This is a genomic window from Rhodoblastus sp. (assembly GCF_052145335.1).
GTDB lineage: Bacteria > Pseudomonadota > Alphaproteobacteria > Rhizobiales > Beijerinckiaceae > Rhodoblastus.
This window is the reverse complement of the sequence record NZ_JBKQOU010000224.1, coordinates 16579-38894: the sequence shown is the minus strand read 5'-3', so window position 1 is coordinate 38894 and position 22316 is coordinate 16579. Positions and strand designations below refer to the sequence as shown.

General features: G+C 63.3%; 19 protein-coding genes and 1 tRNA gene. 16 read left to right on the top strand and 4 right to left on the bottom strand.

The genetic code is table 11. The features are described from left to right. Nucleotides 1–121 precede the first annotated feature (121 nt). From rdgB to ACLP2E_RS14270, 3 genes are all read right to left on the bottom strand, one after another. Complete coding sequence (rdgB, locus tag ACLP2E_RS14280) at nt 122–748, bottom strand: RdgB/HAM1 family non-canonical purine NTP pyrophosphatase (protein ID WP_442463368.1); 627 nt, start codon at nt 746–748, stop codon at nt 122–124. Further along, on the bottom strand, nt 745–1461 hold the full coding sequence (gene rph / locus ACLP2E_RS14275) for a ribonuclease PH (RefSeq protein ID WP_442463369.1): 717 nt from the start codon (nt 1459–1461) through the stop codon (nt 745–747). Before rph ends, rdgB begins: the two co-directional genes overlap by 4 nt. Before the next feature lie 62 nt (nt 1462–1523). Then, nucleotides 1524–2960 (bottom strand): glycosyltransferase 87 family protein, encoded by a 1437-nt coding sequence (locus ACLP2E_RS14270; RefSeq protein ID WP_442466313.1) that lies wholly within the window; start codon nt 2958–2960, stop codon nt 1524–1526. 134 nt (nt 2961–3094) lie between these two features. Here ACLP2E_RS14270 and lepA point away from each other — a divergent pair, with 134 nt between their 5' ends. The 10 genes from lepA (at nt 3095) to ACLP2E_RS14220 (ending at nt 17972) form a co-directional block, all read left to right on the top strand. Continuing rightward, complete coding sequence (gene lepA / locus ACLP2E_RS14265; RefSeq protein WP_442463371.1) at nt 3095–4900, top strand: translation elongation factor 4; 1806 nt, start codon at nt 3095–3097, stop codon at nt 4898–4900. A gap of 116 nt (nt 4901–5016) precedes the next feature. Further along, complete coding sequence (locus tag ACLP2E_RS14260) at nt 5017–5868, top strand: metallophosphoesterase family protein (RefSeq protein WP_442466312.1); 852 nt, start codon at nt 5017–5019, stop codon at nt 5866–5868. A 30-nt stretch (nt 5869–5898) separates the two neighbouring features. Continuing rightward, nucleotides 5899–7497 carry a CYTH and CHAD domain-containing protein gene (locus ACLP2E_RS14255; RefSeq protein ID WP_442466311.1) on the top strand — a complete coding sequence of 533 codons (1599 nt, stop codon included), beginning with the start codon at nt 5899–5901 and terminating at the stop codon, nt 7495–7497. Nucleotides 7498–7787: 290 nt separating this feature from the next. Continuing rightward, nucleotides 7788–9245 carry a bifunctional enoyl-CoA hydratase/phosphate acetyltransferase gene (locus ACLP2E_RS14250; protein ID WP_442463374.1) on the top strand — a complete coding sequence of 486 codons (1458 nt, stop codon included), beginning with the start codon at nt 7788–7790 and terminating at the stop codon, nt 9243–9245. Nucleotides 9246–9336: 91 nt separating this feature from the next. Continuing rightward, nucleotides 9337–10545 carry an acetate/propionate family kinase gene (locus tag ACLP2E_RS14245; protein WP_442463375.1) on the top strand — a complete coding sequence of 403 codons (1209 nt, stop codon included), beginning with the start codon at nt 9337–9339 and terminating at the stop codon, nt 10543–10545. Between the two features lie 58 nt (nt 10546–10603). After that, nucleotides 10604–12961: a DUF3141 domain-containing protein gene (locus tag ACLP2E_RS14240; RefSeq protein ID WP_442466310.1), complete on the top strand. Its 2358-nt coding sequence runs from the start codon at nt 10604–10606 to the stop codon at nt 12959–12961. 34 nt (nt 12962–12995) lie between these two features. Continuing rightward, nucleotides 12996–13823: an enoyl-ACP reductase FabI gene (gene fabI / locus ACLP2E_RS14235; protein ID WP_442463377.1), complete on the top strand. Its 828-nt coding sequence runs from the start codon at nt 12996–12998 to the stop codon at nt 13821–13823. Between the two features lie 206 nt (nt 13824–14029). Further along, complete coding sequence (locus tag ACLP2E_RS14230; protein ID WP_442463378.1) at nt 14030–14896, top strand: 3-hydroxybutyryl-CoA dehydrogenase; 867 nt, start codon at nt 14030–14032, stop codon at nt 14894–14896. A gap of 31 nt (nt 14897–14927) precedes the next feature. Beyond that, nucleotides 14928–17135 carry an RNA degradosome polyphosphate kinase gene (locus ACLP2E_RS14225; protein ID WP_442466309.1) on the top strand — a complete coding sequence of 736 codons (2208 nt, stop codon included), beginning with the start codon at nt 14928–14930 and terminating at the stop codon, nt 17133–17135. Between the two features lie 54 nt (nt 17136–17189). Beyond that, a complete protein-coding gene (locus tag ACLP2E_RS14220; RefSeq protein ID WP_442463380.1) occupies nt 17190–17972 on the top strand; it encodes a hypothetical protein in 783 nt (260 codons plus the stop codon). A 91-nt stretch (nt 17973–18063) separates the two neighbouring features. Here the strand turns inward: ACLP2E_RS14220 and ACLP2E_RS14215 are convergent. Further along, nucleotides 18064–18138: transfer RNA gene (locus tag ACLP2E_RS14215), tRNA-Gly, on the bottom strand. Between the two features lie 216 nt (nt 18139–18354). Between ACLP2E_RS14215 and trxA the strand changes: the two genes are divergently transcribed. The 6 genes from trxA to ACLP2E_RS14185 all read left to right on the top strand — a co-directional run bounded on the left by trxA (nt 18355) and on the right by ACLP2E_RS14185 (nt 22304). Further along, on the top strand, nt 18355–19272 hold the full coding sequence (gene trxA, locus ACLP2E_RS14210; protein ID WP_442464578.1) for a thioredoxin: 918 nt from the start codon (nt 18355–18357) through the stop codon (nt 19270–19272). An 11-nt stretch (nt 19273–19283) separates the two neighbouring features. Then, nucleotides 19284–19955, top strand: coding sequence for an LON peptidase substrate-binding domain-containing protein (locus ACLP2E_RS14205; protein ID WP_442464577.1), 672 nt, complete (start codon nt 19284–19286; stop codon nt 19953–19955). A gap of 10 nt (nt 19956–19965) precedes the next feature. Next, nucleotides 19966–20193 (top strand): Trm112 family protein, encoded by a 228-nt coding sequence (locus ACLP2E_RS14200; RefSeq protein WP_442464576.1) that lies wholly within the window; start codon nt 19966–19968, stop codon nt 20191–20193. A gap of 166 nt (nt 20194–20359) precedes the next feature. Beyond that, the gene (locus tag ACLP2E_RS14195) at nt 20360–20698 is read left to right on the top strand and encodes a P-II family nitrogen regulator (protein WP_442464575.1); all 339 of its coding nucleotides are present in this window, start codon (nt 20360–20362) and stop codon (nt 20696–20698) included. Between the two features lie 123 nt (nt 20699–20821). Next, on the top strand, nt 20822–21709 hold the full coding sequence (gene tesB / locus ACLP2E_RS14190; protein ID WP_442464574.1) for an acyl-CoA thioesterase II: 888 nt from the start codon (nt 20822–20824) through the stop codon (nt 21707–21709). A 256-nt stretch (nt 21710–21965) separates the two neighbouring features. Further along, nucleotides 21966–22304 (top strand): P-II family nitrogen regulator, encoded by a 339-nt coding sequence (locus tag ACLP2E_RS14185; protein ID WP_442462908.1) that lies wholly within the window; start codon nt 21966–21968, stop codon nt 22302–22304. The last annotated feature ends 12 nt before the right edge of the window (nt 22305–22316 follow it).

The window sequence follows — 22316 nt, the reverse complement described above, 5'->3', positions numbered from 1 at the left end:
TGGCTCGATGATCATAAAAGCCCGGGCTGCGGAATATGTTTCTGTGGATAACGGGGATAACCTGCTTGCTCTTTGTCCAGGCAGCCAAGGCCGCTTGGAATTGGGGAATCGTTTTGCGCCCCTAGTTGCGCCCCAGCACGCTCGCCGCCAGCATCTGGAACGCCCGCGCGCGGTGGGAAAGAGCCTGCGATCCGTCGTCGGGGATGCCATGCTTTTCCTCAGGCGTCATTTCGCCGAAGGTGCGATCATGGCCATCGGGGGTGAAACAGGGATCGTAGCCGAACCCCGCCGTTCCGCGCGGCGGAAAAGTCAGATCGCCGAAAACCTTGCCCTCGACGCAAAATTCTTCCCCGTCCGGCCAGACCAAGGCCAGAGCCGAGACGAAATGGGCGCGGCGCGAGGGCGAGCCGCTCTTTGCAACGTCTGCTTCGATCCGCGCCATGGCGGCGGCGAATTCCTTGCCCTCGCCCGCCCATCGCGCGGAATAAATGCCTGGCGCCCCGTCCAGGGCGTCGACGCACAGCCCGGAGTCGTCGGCCAGAGCCGGCAGGTCCGCGCCCTTGGCCGCCGCCCGCGCCTTGATCAGGGCGTTGGCGGCGAAATCCGCACCGGTTTCGTCCGGTTCGGCCAGGCCGAGTTCGCCGGCAGAAACCGCCTCGACGCCATAGGGGCCGAGCAATTCTCGCATTTCGCGCAATTTACCGGCGTTATGGGTGGCGATGACCAGCTTGCCTTGCAGGCGTCTCATTCCTGAACCGCCTGTTTCTGCAAGCCGACCAGCAGCGCCACGCCGCCGCGCGCCAGAGTGAGCAGCGAGGTCAGTTCGGCTTCGGAAAACACCGCCCCTTCGGCGGTGGCCTGCACTTCGACCAGTCCGCCCGTGCCGGTGATGACAAAATTGGCGTCGGTCTGCGCCGCCGAATCCTCGACATAATCGAGATCGAGCACCGGAACTTCCTTGTAGATGCCGCAGGACACCGCCGCGACATGGTCCTTCAGCGGCATTTCCTTGATCATCGAGCGTCCGCGCATCCATTTCAGGCAATCGTGCAGAGCCACCCAGGCGCCGGTGATCGCCGCCGTGCGGGTGCCTCCGTCGGCCTGCAACACGTCGCAGTCGAGCGTGATCTGGCGTTCGCCGAGCCCCTGGAGATTGGTCACAGCGCGCAAGCTGCGGCCGATCAGCCGCTGGATTTCCTGGGTGCGGCCCGAAGGTTTGCCGGACGTGGATTCGCGGCGGGTGCGCGTGTGGGTGGCGCGCGGCAGCATGGCGTATTCGGCGGTGATCCAGCCGCGCCCCTGCCCACGCAGCCACATCGGCGGCTTGTCTTCCAGCGAGGCGGTGCAGAGCACATGGGTTTCGCCGAATTTCACCAGGCAGGAGCCTTCGGCGTAACGGGCGACATTGCGCTGGAGCGAGACGGGACGCATGGCGTCGGGCGCGCGGTTCGAGGGGCGCATGAGTTCTCCTTGTTCGTTCCCGCGCTTGTAGAAATTTTTTAGCGAAAAGGGAATGCGCCAGTTCAAACGGTTTGCGCCGCCAGCGGAGAAGTTTTGGGAGAAAATTCCGTTTCGGGCTTTGCGAACAGAAGCTGCGCCGCCCAGAAAATCAGCGCGAAATTGCGCGCAAGGGCGAGAAGGCCAAACGCGGGCGGCAGGCTGCTCGCCAGAAAAGTGTAGCAATAGGGATATTCGAACTGGGTCAGGCCGAGGCCGGCGAAAAGGCTGATTTTCGCCAACCGATTGGATTTCAGGCTGGCGATGGCGGCGACCGGCGTCAGCCAGACCAGATATTGCGGCGAGAAAACCTTTCCCAGGACCGAAAAGGCGACAACAATGGCGCAGACTCCCTTCGCCAGATCCACCAGCCGGTCGAACTCGCCGTCGCCTTCGCGCCGGGAGCGCCAGAACCGCCAGCAAACCGCCAGCGTCGCCAGCAGCGGCGCACCTTCCGCGATGGGACGCAGCAAGGGCTCATAGGCGGAAACGATATTGGTGGAGCCATAGGCATCGGCCGAGCCGGCGACGAGCGACGGATCAAGCCCGGAAAGCAGGATCAGCACGGCGGCGTAAGTGCTTTCGATCTGCAGGGGCCGCGCGCCGTGATAGGCAAAGACGTCGCGCCAATGGTCGCCAGCCAGCGCCCGATAGGCCAGGCCGCCAACGAGGCAGACGGCTCCCGCCGCGCCGAGACTGACGAAAAGCTCGCGCCAGCGTCGCCCGGCGGCGTAGTGAATCGCCCCTAGCGGCGCGAACAGGATCGGCGCGCCCTTGGCGACCACGCCAAGCGCCAGCGACGCCCCGGCCCCGGCCGGACGCCGCGCCGCCAGCGCCAAAAAAGTCAGGCCCAGCGAGGCGGAAACGCAGGCGTCATAACGGCGCGCCGCGATAAAGCCGAGCGCCGCCGTCGTGGCGATGGCGAATTTCAATGTCCGCGCGCCCTGCCCCGGCGCGAGCCTGTTTATCGCCCGCACCGCGTAGAACACCGAGAAGGTCAGCAGAAGCTCCATCTCGAGGCAGAACAGCAGGTGGTAGGCGGCGAAATCCCGTGTCAGCACTGCCGGCAGCAGCGCGAAAACCGCCATGGCGGGCGGATATTCCATCGAAAAGTCGCGCCAGGGCAGAAGCGGGCGCTCCGGCGTCACGATGGCGAAAGCGCCGGGGCTGGGCTCCTCAATGGGAGCCGCGACCGTCCAATCCTCCATCTTGCGGACGTAAAAGCTCGAATAGGGTCGCCCAAGCATGGCGTCGGCATAGGAAAAATAGCGAGCCGTATCGCCGTCGTTACGAACAAGAACGCCGAGCATTTGCAGCGTATCGAGCCTGAGCGCGACGGTTCGGCTGGAAACTTCCGGGGGGTCGTCGGGCGTCCTGTAGCTCGACAAGGCCGGACCGTAGAGATTGAACAAGCCGAAAACCAGCAAGCACCAGATGGCCCAAAGTCTTCGGGTCGAATTCATGGGGTGAAAAAATCCCGAGGAAGAAAACTGCGACCTCCATCGTTAGACGGCGCCGATGAACAACTCCCTAGCGCGGGCGCGATTTTTGCCGCTCCTCCCTTTCATTCGCCCGCCGCCCCTGCTATCTGCGCGACATGACCGCGCATAAATTCGACAATATCCGCAACTTTTCCATCGTCGCCCATATCGACCATGGCAAATCGACCCTCGCAGACCGGCTGATCCAGCAAACCGGGACCGTGGCCGAGCGCGACATGGTCGAACAGGTGCTGGATTCGATGGATATCGAGCGCGAGCGCGGCATCACCATCAAGGCCCAGACCGTGCGCCTCGAATACAAGGCTCAGGACGGCAAGACCTATATCCTGAACCTGATGGACACCCCCGGCCACGTCGACTTCGCCTATGAAGTCTCGCGGTCGCTGGCCGCCTGCGAAGGCTCGCTCTTGGTGGTGGACGCCAGCCAGGGCGTCGAGGCGCAGACGCTCGCCAATGTCTATCATGCGCTCGACGCCGGTCACGAAATCGTGCCGGTGCTCAACAAGATCGACCTGCCCGCCGCCGAGCCGGATCGCATCAAGGCGCAGATCGAGGAAGTGATCGGCCTCGACGCTTCCGAAGCCGTGCCGATTTCCGCCAAGACCGGCATCGGCATCGATCTGGTCCTCGAAGCCATCGTCAAAAAGCTGCCGCCGCCGACCGGCGACGAAACCGCGCCGCTGAAGGCTTTGCTGGTCGATAGCTGGTACGACCCCTATCTCGGCGTCGTGGTTCTGGTGCGCATTTTCGACGGCGTGCTGAAAAAAGGCCAGAAGATCCGCATGATGGGCGCCGACGCCCATTACGAGGTCGATCGCATCGGCGTATTCCGCCCGAAAATGCAGGAAGGACCGGAACTCGGACCAGGCGAAATCGGCTTCATCACCGCACAGATCAAGCAGGTTGCCGACACCCGCGTCGGCGACACCATCACCGACGACAAGAGGCCCTGCGCCGCGCAACTGCCCGGCTTCAAGCCGGCGCAGCCCGTGGTGTTCTGCGGCCTGTTCCCGGTCGACGCCGCCGATTTCGAGGATTTGCGCGCCGCGATGGGGAAGTTGAGACTCAACGACGCCAGCTTCTCCTACGAAATGGAATCCTCCGCCGCGCTGGGTTTCGGCTTCCGCTGCGGATTTCTTGGACTCCTGCATCTCGAAATCATCCAGGAGCGGCTGGAGCGCGAGTTCAATCTCGACCTGATCGCCACGGCGCCGTCGGTGATCTACAAGATCGCGCTCAATTCCGGCGAGACGCTCGAACTGCACAATCCCGCCGACATGCCTGACCCGGTCAGGATCGCGGAAATCCAGGAGCCCTGGATCAAGGCCACCATCCTCACCCCAGACGATTATCTCGGCGCGGTGCTGAAACTCTGCCAGGACCGGCGCGGCGTGCAGGTAGATCTCAATTATGTCGGCAAGCGCGCCATGGTGATCTATGAACTGCCGCTCAATGAAGTGGTGTTCGATTTTTACGACCGGCTGAAGTCGATCTCCAAGGGCTATGCCTCGTTCGACTATCAGATCACCGATTATCGCGCCGGCGACCTGGTGAAAATGTCGATCCTGGTCAACGCCGAACCGGTCGACGCGCTCTCCATGCTGGTTCACCGCACCCGCGCCGAGATGCGCGGTCGCGCCATGGTTGAAAAGCTGCGCGAACTGATCCCGCAGCACATGTTCCAGATCCCGATCCAGGCCGCCATCGGCGCCAAAATCATCGCGCGTGAAACAATTCGCGCCCTGCGCAAGGACGTGACCGCCAAATGCTACGGCGGCGACGTCAGCCGCAAGCGCAAGCTGCTGGACAAGCAGAAAGAAGGCAAGAAGCGGATGCGGCAGTTCGGCAAGGTCGACATTCCGCAGGAAGCTTTCATCGCCGCGTTGAAAATGGATAGCTGAGGCCACGCTTCGGATTAAATCGGGCGCCATCGATGACTTCTGGGGACAAGTCCGCCATCGTTATTGAGTTCTGGACTCAATAAATTAGCCTTGACGACTCAAGGAGATTCGAAAAGTTGAGATTTGGTCCGGGCTTTTTGGACGCGATTGCCCGACCGTTGCGCGCCGATGAGCGCGAAACGGATGTGGATTTTCGCGACTTCCAACCGGCGCCGGCCCCCGAAGTCGGCGATCCCCGCCCGAGTCCGGAAGCCAGGCAAGTCGCGACCGTCCATTATGGCGTCGGCGATATTCACGGCATGCGCCGCCTGCTGGACGATCTGATCGGCAGGATCGAGGCCGACGCCAGCGACGACCAAGCTGTCGTGGTTTTCCTCGGCGATCTGGTCAACCGCGGCCCGTCGAGCCGGCAGGTTCTCGAACGTCTCATCGAGGGGCCACAACGCCGCGGCGATCGTTGGATAACCCTGCGCGGCAATCACGATCAGCTTGTGCTCGACGCCGTCGCCGGCAAAAGCCAAACGGCCTTCCGCCGCTGGATGGAAAAAGGCGGACTGGAGACCTTGGCTTCCTATGGCGTGAGCCGCAAGGAGGCCAGCCTCTCCCGCGCCCGCCGGGCGATTCCAGCCGGACATCTCGAATTCCTCGATGGGCTTCCCTTCTCCTTCCGCGCCGGCGAGCATTTTTTCGTCCATGCGGGGATCGACCCGCGGCGTCCGCTCGACCGCCAGAGCGAGGCGGCGATGATGACCATCCGCGACCCCTTTTTGCGCGGCTCCCACCTTTTGCCCTTCACCGTCGTGCATGGGCATGTGCCTTCGCCGGGCGGTCCGGTGGTGGCGCCGCGACGAATCGGCGTCGACACGGGCGCCTATGCCAGCGGCGTTTTAACCGCCGTCGCCTTGCGCGAGGGCTGCAAGCCTCGCTTTCTCGCATCGATCAGGGAGCGCGCGCGCGCCAAACGTTGACGCAGCGCCATTTCCGACCAGGATAAAAAGATGAACTTGACCGTCGATCCAAATACACTTGGCGTTGCCGCCGCCGCGCCAAACCTCCGGCCGGCGATAGATGCGGCCTCGCGCGAACTGGAGATCAAATTCGCCTGCGATCCCGCCGGACTGGCGCTGGCCCGCGCATCGCTTCTGCTGCAGACGGCGACGCCGGACGGCCCGGCCAAAAACCTGATATCGGTCTATTTCGACACGCCGTCGGGAGATCTGAAGGCCCAGGGACTGGTTCTTCGCGTAAGGCGCGCAGGCCGCAGCGCCCCGTCGATGACGCTCAAATGGCGCCCCAGCGAGGCCGAAGGGCCGTTCGCCCGCGGCGAGATCGAAGTGCGCGCGCGCAGCCTTCAGCCCGATCTAGACCTGTTCGACCCATCCGTCGCCGCCCGGCTGCGGGAAATCATCGCAGATCGGGCTCTGGAGCCACAATTCGAGACGCGGGTCAAACGGCGCACGCGGCTGGTCAATTTCGCCGCCGCGCGGATCGAGGCGGCGTTCGACGAGGGCGCCATCGTCGCCGGAGAGCGCAGCTGGCCGGTCTGCGAGCTCGAACTGGAGCTCAAATCCGGCGAGGCCTCCGATCTTTACGAGCTCGGCGCCCGGCTCGCCGAAATCCTGCCGGTGAGGCTCGACACCGCCAGCAAATCGGCGCGGGCTTTCAGGCTGGCGGCGGACGAGACGGCGAAGGTCGTCAAGGCGGGGCCGTTGCAATTTGCCCCGGGCGCCATGCTCGACGACGCCGTGGCGGCGGTGATTTCCAGCACGATTCATCATTTCGTCGCCAATTGGGCGGCCCTGCGCGAGGACGAAAAGCCGGAATCGATCCATCAGATGCGCGTCGCCCTGCGCCGGCTTCGCGCAGCGCTCGCCATGTTCAAGCGCGCCTTGCCCTGCGCCGAATTCGAGCTGTTCCGCGCCGAAGCCAAGCGCATCGCCTCCGCCCTGGGGCCGGCGCGCGAATGCGACGCTTTCCGCAACCTGGTCGAGGAAGGCCCCATCGCCCATCTTGGCGCCAGGGCCAATTTCGAACCCTTGCTGCGCGACCTGGAGCAAAGGCGGCAGGCCGCCTATGTCGACGCCCGCGCCTTGATCGACGCGCCGCAGACCACCGCCTTCGTCCTCCGGGCCCAGGCGTTAGTCGCGCGTTGTGGCTGGCGGAACGCCCTTTCCGGCCTGGAGCTTGCCTGCCTCACCCAGCCGGCCGCACTTTTCGCCGCCGAGGCGCTGGAGCGCCTGCAGAAACGCGCGGGAAAACGCGGCAAGAACCTCGTCACGCTGCCTGACGAGGAGCGCCACGAAGTCCGGATCGTGCTGAAAAACCTGCGCTATGCCGCCGAATTCTTCGGTAGTTTGTTTGAGAGCGACCGCGCCGTCCACGCTTACCTCCGCTCGGTAGCGCGCCTGCAAGACCTGCTTGGCGCGCATAACGACGCCGCAAGCGCGGAAAGCTTTCTAGGCGCGACCGAGGACGCCGACGCGGCGCGGGCCGCCGGCGTGGTGATCGGCTGGTATGGCAGGGACGCCATCGTCGCCGACGAGGGCCTGGCGAAATCCTGGAAGGCCTTCAGACACAGCAAATCGTTCTGGAAATAATATTTTCCATCACGGCGGGGGCCTCCCACCTCCTGCGAAGACAGGCGTGTGGCGCTATGCCCGCGCTTGCATGCTGCGACGCACAACGGTATTCACTCCTTTGTCATTTTTTGGGATTAACCCATTCGAAGAATTTGGGCGCTCCTCGCTGCGAAGATTGGCGGCGGGGATAGCGGTTCGAGATGTGACCGGACGCGTATCGCGACGGTCTTTTGCCCTCTTCCTTCTGCTTTCCGCACGGGACGAGGGCCGCTGCGCGTAAATTTGCGCGTCACGCAATGAGGTGAAATATGAGCCCGACCAAGACGATTTCCAATCGGACCATCTCGAACAGGACCTGGGCGCAGCTGCAGGTCGGCGACACGGCGTCGCTCGATCGAGTGTGTTCCGACCGCGACCTGTTCCTTTTCGCCCACGTCTCCGGCAACACCAATCCGCTGATGCTGCCCGCGGAGGAAGGCGCTCCCGCCTCCGACCAGCCGGCGGTCCAGCCCGTGGCCCCCTCGATGTGGGTCGGCTCGCTGATCTCCGCCGTGCTCGGCAATGTCCTGCCCGGCCCCGGCACGCTCTATCGCTCCCAGACCTTCGAATTTGCCCACCGCGTCCATGTCGGCGACAAATTGCGAGTCACCGTGACGTGCCGCGAGAAGCGCGAGGAGCCGACCGCCCTGTTCGAGACCGTCGTTACCGACGCCGACGGCATCCCGGTCTGCAAAGGGGTGGCGGTCATCGACGCCCCTCGTCTGAGCGTCGAGACGTCGGCGCGGGCGCTGCCGACCCTGATCATGGACGAAAAGGATCATTTCGCCCATTTGATCGCGCTGGCGGCGCAACTGCCGCGGCTGAAGAGCGCCATCGTCTGCCCGGAAGACCATAATTCGCTCGGCGGCGCGCTGCTTTCCGCCGACAAGGGCCTGATCGAGCCGATCCTGATAGGCGATCCCGAGCGCATCGCCAAGGCCGCCGCCGACCTGGGCGCCGATCTCTCCGGCATCAAGATCGTCGCCGAATGCAACCATCGCGCCGCCGCCGATCGCGCCGTCGCCATGGTGGTCGCCGGCGAAGCCAGCGCGGTGATGAAGGGCGATCTCCATTCCGACGACTTGCTCGCCGCCGTGGTCAAGAAGGACGGCGGCCTGCGCGCGCATGGCCGCATCAGCCATGTTTTCGTGCTCGATGTGCCATCTCGCGACGAATTGCTGTTCATTTCCGACGCGGCGATCAATATCGCGCCCGATCTCGCCACCAAGGTGGACATCGTGCAGAACGCCATCGACCTGGCGCGCGCCTGCGGCCTGGAAGTGCCGAAAGTCGGCGTGCTGTCGGCGGTGGAAGTGGTCAACCCGAACATTCCCTCGACGCTGGACGCGGCGATCCTGTCGAAAATGGCCGAACGCGGACAGATACGCGGCGGCATCGTCGACGGGCCGCTGGCGATGGACAACGCCATCGACATGGAGGCGGCGCGCACCAAGGGCATCACCTCGCTGGTCGCCGGCCACGCCAATGTGCTGATCGCGCCAAATCTCGAATCCGGCAACATGCTGGCCAAGGAACTGACCTTCATCGCCCATGCCGAAGCCGCCGGACTGGTGGTCGGCGCGCGGGCGCCGGTCATCCTCACCAGCCGCGCCGACAACGACCGCGCCCGGCTGGCGTCCTGCGCCCTGGCGCAGCTTTACGATTACTGGCGCCGCAACGGCCGCGCCTTCACCGGCGCCGCCGAAAAGGCTCTGGCGGCGGAATAAGCATGCTTCAACCCGACGCCAAGCATGGCTTGTTCCCGAAAGGAGCAGGCTGTCGGGAGCAAGCGGCCAAGGATCAAGAACAAGGTTGTCCATGAAAGACGTTATCCTCACCATCAACGCCGGCTCCTCCTCGGTGAAATTCTCGGTCTTCGAAATTGCGGAAGGCCAATTGACCCAGCTCGCTCTTGGCCTGATCGACGGCATCGGCGCCAAGGCGACCTTTACGGCGAAGAAAAGCAGTGGCGAGAAGACGGAATTCGTGCTCGACCAGAGCCATCACGCCGTCGACCATAAAATTGCGCTGACCGCGGTGCTGGACTGGATTGAGAAGGAAGAAAGCGGAACCAATGTCGTAGGCGTCGGCCACCGGGTCGTTCACGGCGGCCCGGTCTATTCCGAGCCCTTGCTCATCGACGCCGAGAACATCCGTATTCTCCAAACCTTCGAGCCTCTGGCGCCGCTGCACGAGCCCTATAATCTGGCGGGCATCGAGGCGGCCATGGAAGCCTTTCCCAAGGCGGCGCAAGTGGCGTGCTTCGACACCGCCTTCCACCGCCAGCACCCATACCTCGCCGATACTTTCGCCTTGCCGCGCAAGTATTACGACGAAGGCGTGCGCCGTTACGGTTTCCACGGCCTGTCCTATGAGTACATCCACCGCATCCTCCGCCATGAGGAACCGGTTCTGGCGCGCGGAAAGGTGATTGTCGCCCATCTTGGCAACGGCGCTTCGCTCTGCGCCATCAACGCCGGGAAATCGGTCGCCTCGACCATGGGTTTCACCGCCCTCGATGGCCTGCCCATGGGCACGCGCTGCGGCCAGCTCGACCCCGGCGTCGTGCTCTATCTCATGGCCGAGAAGAAGATGAGCGCGGCCGAGATCACCGACCTGCTCTACAAGAACTCCGGCCTCAAGGGCATGTCCGGCATTTCCAATGACATGCGCGAACTCGAAGCTTCCAGCGAACAATCCGCCAAGGACGCGATCGCTTATTTCGTCCGGCGCGCGCGCCGCGAAATCGGCGGTCTGTGCGCGATGCTCGGCGGCCTGGACTGTATCGTGCTCACCGGCGGCATTGGCGAGAACGCCGTGAATGTTCGCCAGGCCATCCTGCAGGACATGGAGTGGATCGGCATTCATGTCGACGCCGAAGCCAACGCCCGGCGCGAGCGGATCATTTCGGAAAAGGGCTCGCCAGTCGTCGCGTTGGTCCTAAAGACCGACGAAGAGCGCATGATCGCCGCCCATACCTCGGAAATGCTCGGGCTTAAAGAGCCGCTCGTTCCCGCCGTTTCCTGACGAATTCCCGAACCAGGCCAAGGCCTTCCCGAACCAAGCGAAGAGAGACAGGACCCCGATGTCACCGACCTTCAGCCCCGAGAATGAGCCCAGGCGCCTCGCCGAAGACGCCGCCACCGTCGCCGAGCAGATGCAGGACCTCGGAACCGTCTTCAGCCTGCACATGCAGAAATTCGCCCAGGAACATGGCGAGCGCACGCGCAAGGCGTGGCTCGACATGCAGCCGTTGTTTGGCGGCTTCAGCGATGCCGCGAAGCAGGGCCGTATCCTTGACGACGCCAAGGAATACATCCGCGACGCCTCCGAGCGCACGGTGCTGACCCTCGACGTGCTGCGCGAGCGCGGCAACGCCGACGTCGCGCACCAGGCGGCCGGGACGCCGCCGGTGCTGATCTATGATTATGAAATCGTCATGGATGCGCATGATTTCGAGCGTCCGGCCAATTACATGCTGCTCAAGATCAAGCCCGCGGCGGGAGCCGAGGTCTTCGACTGGAAGCGCCCCTACATGATCATCGACCCCCGCGCCGGCCACGGCGCCGGCATCGGCGGCTTCAAGGCCGACAGCCAGGTCGGCGTCGCCCTGCATAACGGCCATCCAGTCTATTTCGTCGCCTTCCGGCCCATGCCAGAACCCGGCCAGACCATGGCCGACGTGATGCGCGCCGAAGCGGAATTCGTTGCCGAAATCCGCCGTCGCCATCCCGACGCGCCCAAGCCGATCATCGTCGGCAATTGCCAGGGCGGCTGGGCGACCTTGGTGCTCGCGGCGGCCAATCCCGATATTTCCGGCCCGCTGGTGATCAATGGCGCGCCGGTCGCCACCTGGTCCGGCCGCCGGGGCGAAAATCCCATGCGCTATAACGGCGGACTGCTCGGCGGCATCGTGCCGGCCTTGTTGGCGGCCGATCTCGGCGGCGGCGTGTTCGACGGCGTCAATCTCGTCTCGAATTTCGAGCAGCTCAATCCCAGCCGTAATTTCTTCGGCAAATATTACGACCTTTTTGTCGATCCCACCAAAGGCCGCGAGCGCTTTCTCGAATTCGAGAAATGGTGGGGTGGCTATCATTTCATGAACGAGGCCGAGATCCGCTGGATCGTCGAGCAGATCTTCATCGGCAACAAGCTGTCGCGCGGCGAGGCGCGCATCGAACACGGCCGCAATCTCGACCTCAAGGCGATCCGCTCGCCGATCATCGTTTTCGCCAGCTACGGCGACAATATCACGCCGCCGCAGCAGGCCCTGAATTGGATCGTCGACACTTACGCCGACGAGCATGAGATCAAGATTCGCGGCCAGCGGATCATCTACATGATCCATGACAGTGTCGGCCATCTCGGCATATTCGTCTCGTCCTCGATCGCCAAGAAAGAACATACCGAAGTCACCTCCACCATGAAGACCATCGAAGCCCTGTCGCCCGGTCTTTATGAAATGCACATCGACAAGCAGATCGGCGACGGCGTCGACGCGGAATTCCAGGTCAGCTTCACCGAGCGCAAGCTCACCGATCTCGAGCGCATCGACGACAATCGCGACGAAGAGCGCGACTTCGCCGCCGTCGCGCGCCTGTCGGAACTTGGCGCCGAGCTTTACGATCTGACCCTTCGTCCGCTGATTCAGGCTTCGGTCACCGAGAAATCCGCCGAGATCCTGCGCAAGACCAATTCCTCCCGCGTCCAGCGCCAGATGTTTTCGGACCAGAACCCGCTGATGAAGCCCGTCGCCGAATTGGCGCAGAAGACCGCGCAGCAACGCAAGAAGGCCGATCCGGCCAATCCCTTCCTGGCGCTGGAAAAATTTTGGGCGGCGAGCGTCGAGCAAAGCATGGACATGATCCGCGACATGCGCGACGCCGCCTATGAGGCGACTTTCTTCGGCATCTACGGCTCGCCGATGATGAAACGAATCGGCGAACCGCAAGCCTTCCAGCGCGTGCACCGGACCGCCAAGGAATTGCGCTTCCTGCCGGAGGTTCAGGCGATCCTGCTCGGCGTCGAACGCGGCGGCTTCGAGGAGGCGGTCATCCGCATGCTCATCCTGCTCGCCGAGTCGCGCCACGAGGTCCGCCGCGACCGGCTGGAGCGCTCCTCCCACGTGCTCTCCAGCAACGAACCCTTCGCTTCGCTCGGCCCGGAAAGGCGCGCGGCGCTGATCCGCGAACAGGCTGTGATCGTCGAGTTCGAGCACGACCGCGCGATCGACACCCTGCCGCTGCTGCTGAAGACGCGCGAAGAGCGCGAAAAAGCGATCAAGGTGACCGAGTTCATCGCCGGTTCGGTCGAGGAAATGGAGCCGCACACCATCCAGTCGCTGCAGCGCTTCCACGCCGCCCTGGGCCTTTCGGGCCTCGCCCTGCCCAAGGCGACGCCCGATCCGCTGACCGAAGCCACGGCCAAACGCGCGCTGGCCTAAGAAGTCCGCGTTCGGCATCAATCAGGAGAGCAAAATGGACGAACAAGCCCTGAAAATCGATCCGCTCCCCAAAGTCTGGGATCCGGACGCCCGCATCGGCCAGATGCTGGAAGGCAAGCGCGGCCTCATCGTCGGCGTCGCCAACGCCGATTCCATCGCCTACGGCTGCGCGGCCAAGCTGCGCGCCTTCGGCGCCGAACTGGCCGTCACCTATCTCAACGAGAAGAGCAAGCGCTTCGTCGAGCCGCTCGCCGAGCAGATCGAAGCGAGCCTGTTCCTGCCGCTCGACGTGGAAGAGCCTGGCGCGATGGAAAAGGTGTTCAAGCGCATCGGCGAGACATGGGGCGAACTTGATTTCGTCATCCATTCCATCGCTTTCGCGCCGCGCGAAGACCTGCACGGCCGCGTCGTCGACTGCTCTAAGGACGGCTTCGCCCAGGCGATGCGCGTCTCCTGCTATTCGTTCATCGAAATGGCGCGCTATGCCGAGCCGCTGATGAAGAACGGCGGCTCGCTGTTGACGATGAGCTATTACGGCGCCGACAAGGTGGTGAACCACTATAACGTCATGGGTCCGGTGAAGTCGGCTTTGCAGGCGACGGCGCGCTATCTCGCCGCCGAACTCGGCGAAAAGAATATCCGCGTCTATGCGGTTTCGCCCGGCCCCCTGAAGACCCGCGCCGCCAGCGGCATCGCCGATTTCGACGAACTGGTCGACGCGGCGGTCAAGCGCAGTCCAGCGCATCGCTTGGTCGACATCGCCGAAGTCGGCCGCGTGGTCGCCTTCCTGGTTGGCGGCGGCGCCTCGGGCATGACGGGCGACACGATCTACGTCGACGGTGGCCTGCACAACGTCGCCTGAACTTATGGGACTAGCGCGGCCGGGTTGGCTGCGTGCAAAAATTCGGCGCTGGCGTCTCGACGAAAGTCGTAGTCACCGGAGTGTCAAACAGCGCGTCTAATTTTTCCACCAGGAATATATCTGGCAGGGTGCGCCAACAATTTTGTCTCCGTAGCGGCGGGCGGCAGCGCGCGGATGCAAGGCGCGAAAATTAGCGGGAGCGGTGAATGGCCCAGGAAATCCGGCGCATCGGCGTCATCGGCGCGGGCACGATGGGCAACGGCATCGCCCAGGCTTTCGCGGTGGCGGGCTATCCGGTGGTGCTGCGTGAGATCGCGCAAGGCGCTCTCGACCATGGCGTGGCGACAGTGAAAAACAGCCTCGCCCGCCTGGTCGCGAAAGAAAAAATGACCGCTGCCGACGCCGAGGCGGCGCTGCAGCGCATCGCCCCGACGATTGCCGTGGAGGACCTTGGCGATTGCGATCTGGTGGTCGAAGCGGTGCTGGAGAAATTCGAGGTCAAGAAGGCGGTCATCGCCGATCTGGAGCGGGTCTGCGGTCCCGAAACGATTTTCGCCTCCAACACTTCCTCGATTTCGCTGACCAAAATCGCGGCGACGTCAAAAACGCCCAGTCGGGTGATCGGGATGCATTTCTTCAATCCCGTGCCGATGATGCAGCTGGTCGAAATCATCCGCGCCATGCAGACCAGCGACGAGGTTTGCGCGACGATCGTCGCCCTGGTCGGCGCCATCGGCAAGCAGGCGCGCGTTTCCCGCGACAGTTATGGTTTCGTGGTCAATCGCGTTCTCATTCCAATGATCAACGAGGCGATCAACTGCGTTTACGAAAATGTCGCTTCCGCCGAAGACGTCGATTCGATGATGAAGCTCGGGGCCGCCCATCCGATGGGGCCGCTGTCGCTGGGCGACCTGATTGGCCTCGATATCGTCCTCGACATCATGGAAACGCTCTACCAGGGCTTCAACGACCCGAAATTCCGCCCCAGCCCGCTGCTCCGGCAGATGTGCGACGCCGGCTATCTCGGCCGCAAGACCGGACGCGGTTTTTTTGACTACGGGTCCGCCCACTAGAGCCAAAGCCTCGCAATCCGGAGCCTGAGACATGTCGCTGACCCAATATGCCGAGACCGATGCGAGCCAAGAGGAACTAGCCCAGGAAGCCGTTCGCGCCAATGGCGCAGGACGGTTCATGAACCGCGAATTGTCGTGGCTCGAGTTCAATCAGCGGGTTCTCGAAGAAGCCCAGAATCCGGCCAATCCCCTCATTGAACGGATTCGCTTCCTGTCGATTTCCGGCAACAACCTCGATGAGTTCCTGATGGTCCGGGTGTCGGGAGTGATCGAGCAGGTCGAGGCCGGAAACGCCGAGCCGTCGATGGATGGCCTTGCGCCGTCGGAACTGCTCCCGGCGCTGGCGTTGCGCGTAAAAAAGTTCACCGCCGACCAGCACGCCTGCTGGAAGGATTTGCGGCGCGAACTGTCCGAGCAGCGAATCGTCATCGTCGAAGCGGCGGAAATGGCGCAGGACGATCTTGCCGTGCTCGAGGCTTTTTTTGCGTCGAATGTGTTCCCGGTGGTGACGCCGCTGGCGGTCGATCCGGCGCATCCCTTCCCGTTCATCCCCAATCTGGAACTGTCGCTGGTCGCCGAACTGGTCCGCCACGACGGCCATCCCTTCAATGCGATCGTCTCGATCCCCGGCCGGCTGAAACGCTTTGTGTCATTGCCGGCGACGGACGGCGCCGCGCGCTTCGCCCGCATCGAGGACGTGATCCAGCTGTTCGCCGACCGCCTGTTCCCGAGTTGCCGGATCATGTCGAAGGGCCTGTTCCGCATCGTGCGCGACCTCGACATCGAATTCGCCGAAGAAACCGATGACATGGTCAAGGACTTCGAGGCGGCGATCAAGCAGCGCCAGCGCGGATCGGTCATCAGGCTGGAAATCGCCTCCGGAACGCCCGACCGCCTGCGTGATTTCGTCAAGCGCGAACTCGGCGTCGAAGCCAATGAGGTCGTGGAAGAATCGGGCCTGCTGGCGCTATCGCGCCTGTCGCAGCTCTGCTCGGTCGAGCGCCCGGACCTGAAATTCTCCAGCTTCACCGCCCGCTTCCCCGAGCGCGTCCGCGAATTCGACGGCGACGTTTTCGCCGCCATCCGCGACAAGGGCTTCGTCGTCCATCACCCCTACGAGACTTTCGACGTCGTCCTGCAATATCTGCAGCAGGCGGCCCGCGACCCCGCGGTGATGGCGATCAAACAGACGATCTATCGCACCTCCACCGACAGCCCGATCATCAAGTCGCTGATCGAGGCTGCGGAGAACGGCAAGTCCGTCACCGCCGTGGTCGAATTGAAGGCGCGTTTCGACGAGGAAGCCAATATTTCCTGGTCGCGCAAGATGGAGCGCGCCGGCGTCAAGGTGGTCTATGGTTTCGCCGACCTGAAGACCCACGCCAAGCTGTCGATGGTGGTGCGCGAGGAAGCGGGCGGGCTGGCGACCTATTGCCATGTCGGCACCGGCAATTACCACCAGATCACGGCGCGCATCTATACCGATCTGTCGGTCTTCACCGCCGATCCCGCGATCGGACGCGACGTCGCCGCCATTTTCAATTTCATCACCGGCTATGGCGAGCCGGCAAAGCTGGAACGGATGGCGATTTCACCGATTTCCGCCAAGCCGCGGCTGCTGCAGCATATCGAAGCCGAGATCGAACACGCCAGAGCGGGACGGCCGGCGGTGATCTGGGCGAAGTGCAATTCGCTGGCCGACCCCGAGATCATCGACGCCTTCTATCGCGCCAGCGCCGCCGGCGTGCGCATCGAACTGGTCGTGCGCGGCATCTGTTGCCTGCGGCCGCAGGTGGCGGGCCTGTCGCAAAACATCCGGGTGAAGTCGATCATCGGCCGCTATCTCGAACATTCGCGCATCTATGCGTTCGGCAATGGCAAGGGCCTGCCCAATCCCGAAGCGCCGCTCTACATCTCTTCCGCCGACCTGATGCCGCGCAACCTCGATCGCCGCGTCGAAACCTTGATGCCGATTTTCCAGGAAACCCTGCATGCGCAGATTCTCGAACAGGTTTTGCTGGCCAATCTGCTCGACAACGTCCAGAGCTGGGAAATCCTCAGCGATGGAACCGGCAAGCGCATCGCGCCCGGCCCGGACGAGGAAGCTTTTTCCGCGCAGAACTATTTCATGACCAATCCCAGCCTTTCGGGGCGCGGCGCGGCGCTGGCCGAATCCCAGCCGCGCAAACTGGCCAAGCTGGTGGCTCTGGCCCATTCGAAGGGCCATGATCTGATCTGAGCGCCGGTTCGCAAGGGCCGGCGAAAGATCGCCAATGGAAAGGCTTCTCGCGCAATGACCGATCCGATTGAACCTGGCGCCGCCGCCCCGGAATTCGGCGACAGCGAAAGCCTGCTGGCCTGGCTCCAGGCCCATGAGCGCGGCGTGAGCGCGGCGATCGCCGTGCGCGCTTCCTTGCGGGTTCTTCCGATGCTGGAGGCAGATCTCCACCATGTCGACGGTCAAGGGTTCTTTCGCTCACAGATCGTCCTGCCGGTGTTTCGCGCGCTGGCCGCCTCCTGGTGCGCCGCCCGATATCCCGAGGTTGCCGACCGGGTCGGGGCGATCGACGCCGCCGACGCTGCGGAAGCAGCCGACGACGCGGCCGACGCCACAGTCGCCTGCGACGCCGCCATCGCGGCCGGTTTCGCCGCCGAATCCGCCGATCTCGCAACCTCCTTGGGCGAAGCCGCCAAATCGGCTGCCGGGGCCGTCGGTTCGGCCGCCGCCATTTACGATGGCGAAATACGCAGGGCCTTTTGGGAGGCCATCTCCGCCGACGCCGAGCAAATCGAAGCTGGCGCAGCGGTTTCTGCCGTCGCGGAGTCGCGCCTTTGGCCCGAAGGCCAACCGCTGGGGGGCGTCTGGCGCAGTCTGCGCGATCACCTGCTGAGGGCGAACGAAGATTGGCAGGTCTGGACAGGCTGGTACGACGACCGTCTCATCGGCTGTTCGCGTGAAAAGCAACATGAGCTGAGCTTTGTTCGCATTCCGGAAAAACTCTGGAATCGCGGGCCGTTGACGGTCAATGGCTGGATCCGGCAGGAGCTTGCGCGGCTGGATGGCGCGAAGAACTAGCCGGGCTTTCCAGCCCGGATATCGCGCGCAAACGCGCGGGACCGGTCGAGAAACTCGACCAGTCCCAGCACATTCGGCGATTTTGGTAAATTGGAGCGGGCGAAGGGATTCGAACCCTCGACCCCAACCTTGGCAAGGTTGTGCTCTACCCCTGAGCTACACCCGCATCCGTGGGACGACGCCGAGGCGTCGTGGGGGCTATATGCCGCAAACGCTTGGACATTGCAACAGGGCGCCGTGGTACTTTTTTCGCTAAATCGCCATGGGCGGGTTTTAGCGGTTTTTTCCTGGCCTGCGCCCGACGAAAGCATGTAAGCGGTTGCGAAACTCGTCAAGCGCCGCCATTTTACAGCCATTCCTCGGAAAACCGACAGGACTCGCAATGCCACAGGCGGAAAACACCCTTGCTTCCCTGACCAATGGCGGCCGCGCCGCCGCCGACCTGATCGACGTGACCTTGCAGGGTTTTCGCTCCGAGGTGATGGAAGAATCCATTCGCCGGCTGGTCCTCGTCGATTTCTGGGCCCCCTGGTGCGGCCCCTGCAAGCAATTGGGCCCGGTGCTGGAAAAGATCGTCAAGGCGGCGCGCGGAAAAATCCGCCTCGCCAAGATGAATATCGATCAATATCCTGATATCGCGCAGAAACTCGGCATCCAGTCGATTCCGGCGGTCGTCGCCTTTCGCGACGGACAGATGGTCGACGGCTTCATGGGCGCCTTGCCGGAAAGCGAGATCAACGCCTTTATCGAGCGCTGCGCCGGCCCGGTCGGTCCCGATGTCGAGGCTCTGTTCGCCGACGCCCAGGCCTTGCTCGAAGCCGGCGACAACGACGCGGCGGAAGCCGCCTATTTCGGGATAATCGAGCATGATCCGGCCCATGCCGGCGCTCTCGCCGGCCTCGCCCGAGTGAATATTTCGCGCGGAAAGCTCGACGAGGCGAAAGAAATCCTCGACGCCATCCCGGCGAACCAGGCTCAGATCGCGCCCGTCGCGGCGGCGCGCGCCGCGCTGGCGCTGCAGGAGCAGGCCGGATCGGTCGGCGACCTCGCTTACCTGCTGGCGCGGGTGGAAAATGTCCCGACGGACCATCAGGCGCGCTACGATCTGGCCGTGGCGCTCAACGCCGCCGGGCGCCGCGACGCCGCCGCGCAGGAATTGCTGAATCTTTTTAAGCGCGACCGCGCCTGGAACGACGGCGCGGCCCGGAAGTTGCTCCTGCAATTATTCGAAAGCTGGGGGCCAATCGATCCGACGACGCTTTCGGCCCGTCGACAATTGTCGTCCCTGCTCTTTTCTTGATCGGACCGGCCATGGCGATGAACAAGACCTATCTGCGGGCCTCCGACCTGCCGGAGGCCATTCCGCTGTTTCCGCTGTCCGGGGCCATCCTGCTGCCGGGCGGCCAATTGCCGCTGAATATTTTCGAGCCGCGCTATCTCGCCATGTTCGACGACGCCATGCGCGGCGAACGGATCATCGGCATCGTCCAGCCCGCGGGCGGCGCCGACGTCGGGCCGGGCAAGACGCCGGTGTTGCGCGGGATAGGCGCCGCCGGGCGCATCACTCAATTGTCGGAAACCGGCGACGGCCGTTATATCGCGGTGCTGAGCGGGATAGCCCGTTTCCGTCTCGTCGCCGAACTCGACACGACGACGCCCTATCGGCAGGCGCGGGTGGATTTCAATTCGTTCGCCGAGGATTTCGCGCCCGAGGAAATCATTTCCCCGGAACGGCGGGAAAGTCTCAACGCCATCGCCTTCGACCTGGCCCAGGCGCTGAATATGGATATCGCCCGCAGCGATATCGAAGCCATGCCCGATTTTGACATGATCGCGGTTTTCTCCATGATCGGTCCGTTCAATCCGGCCGAGAAACAGGCCCTGCTCGAAGCCTCCGATCTCGTCGCCCGCGCCGACCTGCTGCTGGCCCTGGCGGAAATCGCGCTGTCGCGCGTCACCAAAGCGGTCAAGCCGTTGCAATAGGATCAAGGCCATGAATGACGCGCCCTCCCCCGACCAGACCGGCGCTGTCGCGCCTGCGGACGCCGCCCGGGTCGATCCCCGGCTTCTGGAGATTCTGGTCTGTCCGCTGACCAAGACGACGCTGCGCTACGACCGCGCGCGTAACGAACTGGTGTCGCTGGCGGCCCGTCTCGCCTATCCGATTCGCGATGGCATTCCGATCATGCTGCCGGAAGAGGCGCGCCCCCTCGACGAGTGACGCGCGCGAGTCGTCGCGATCACGCAATCACCAATCCCGTATGACTGCGCCGGCGCGATCCGGCGAGGGCGCCGCCCGCGGCGATGGCGCGCACTTGTGCAACTTGCTCATCGATGCGACACATATGTCTGCCTGTTCGAGGCGAACCACCATTCCGGCAAAATACATGAAACTGATCACTGCAATCATCAAACCATTCAAGCTCGACGAAGTACGCGAAGCCCTTGCCGATCTGCGCATCGACGGCATGACCATCAGCGAAGCCAAGGGCTTTGGACGGCAGAAGGGGCATAGCGAAATCTACCGCGGCGCGGAATATGTCGTGACCTTCCTGCCCAAGATGCGGGTCGAAGTCGCCGTCCGCGACGAGCAGGTCGATATCGTCCTCGAGGCGATCCGCAGCGCGACCCATACCGGCCAGGTCGGCGACGGCAAGATCTTTGTCTCGCCGCTGGAGCGCGCGATTCGTATTCGCACCGGAGAAACGGACAACGAGGCGATCTGAACGTTTGGCGACCCGGTCCATCGCTTGACGGCGCGGCAAAAAACGTTCAACTATGAACCAACTCATGGACCGCGGCGATTTGTCGCGGTCCATCCGTTTGGGCAATGCTGTTTCAGGCCCCGCATGTCGAAAGCCATCACCGATCTCCTGGCGATTCTCGATCTCGAGAAGATCGAGGAAGACCTGTTTCGCGGACGCAGCCCGCAGGTCGGCTGGCAGCGCGTTTTCGGCGGCCTGGTCATCGCCCAGGCTCTGGTGGCGGCGCAACGCACCGTCGAAAACTCCGTACCGCATTCACTGCACGCCTATTTCCTGCTCGGCGGCGATCCCAGCGTGCCCATTGTCTATCAGGTCGAACATTTGCGCGACGGGCGCAGCTTCGCCACCCGCCGCGTCCACGCCATCCAGCACGGCAAGGTGATTTTTTTCCTGGCCGCGTCTTTCCATAACGCCGAACCGGGACTGGATCACGCCAGCCCGCCGCCGCCGGCGCCGGCGCCGGAGGAACTGCCGGACGAGAGCGAGTTTCTTGAGCGGCACGGCGCCAGCATGCCCGAGCCCGTGCGGCGCTATTTCGAACGCGAGCGCCCGATCGAAATGCGGCCCGTGGACGCCGGCCGCCATGTTTCGCGGGGCTTGGACGCGGATCCCGCCCAGAAAATATGGGTGCGGACCTCGGCCGCGTTGCCCGACGATCCCGCCATTCACCGCGCGGCTCTGGCCTATCTGTCGGACATGACCCTGCTCGACACTTCGTTGATCGCGCACGGCCGCTCCGTGTTCCATCCCGAAATCCAGGCGGCGAGCCTCGATCACGCTTTATGGCTGCATCGTCCCTTCCGCGCCGACGAATGGATGCTTTATGTGCAGGACAGCCCGAATGCTTCAGGTTCGTTGGGTTTCAGCCGAGGCGCCCTTTATTCGCGCAGCGGCGAGCTGATCGCGTCGGTGGCGCAGGAGGGTTTGATTCGCCTCCGGCGCAATCGGGAGGCAGGCCCGGAGAGCTGGTGACTAAAAAACAGTCGATTCAGCAACCTTGCCCGGCATTGCGCCTAAAATTTCATCAAATGCCCTCCCGACGCGGGAATTCCGCCACAAATGCCCGGAAAAAGCCTGTTTTTCCAAGGCTTGGAGATTTGCTCTTTCTGGCATGGTCCTTGTTAAGCAGGAGTGAGCCGGCCGGGTTTTTGGCCCGGCGAGCCCGCCCAAGAAGCGACCCCGGACGCGAGATGTCCAGGATTTCGCCAAAAAATATAGGGAACAGCAGATGAAAATCGTGATGGCTATCATAAAGCCGTTCAAGCTGGACGAGGTGCGCGACGCGCTTACCGCGGTCGGCGTGCACGGTCTGACAGTGACGGAAGTCAAGGGATACGGCCGCCAGAAAGGTCATACCGAAATCTACCGCGGCGCCGAATATGCCGTGAGCTTTCTGCCCAAACTGAAGATCGAGGTCGCAGTCGCCGCCGAACTGGTGGACAAGACCATCGAGGCTATTTCCTCGTCCGCCCGCACCGGTCAGATCGGCGACGGCAAGATTTTCGTCAGCCCGCTCGATCAGGCGATCCGCATCCGCACCGGCGAGCGCGATTCGGACGCTCTTTAATCCCCCCTTTAG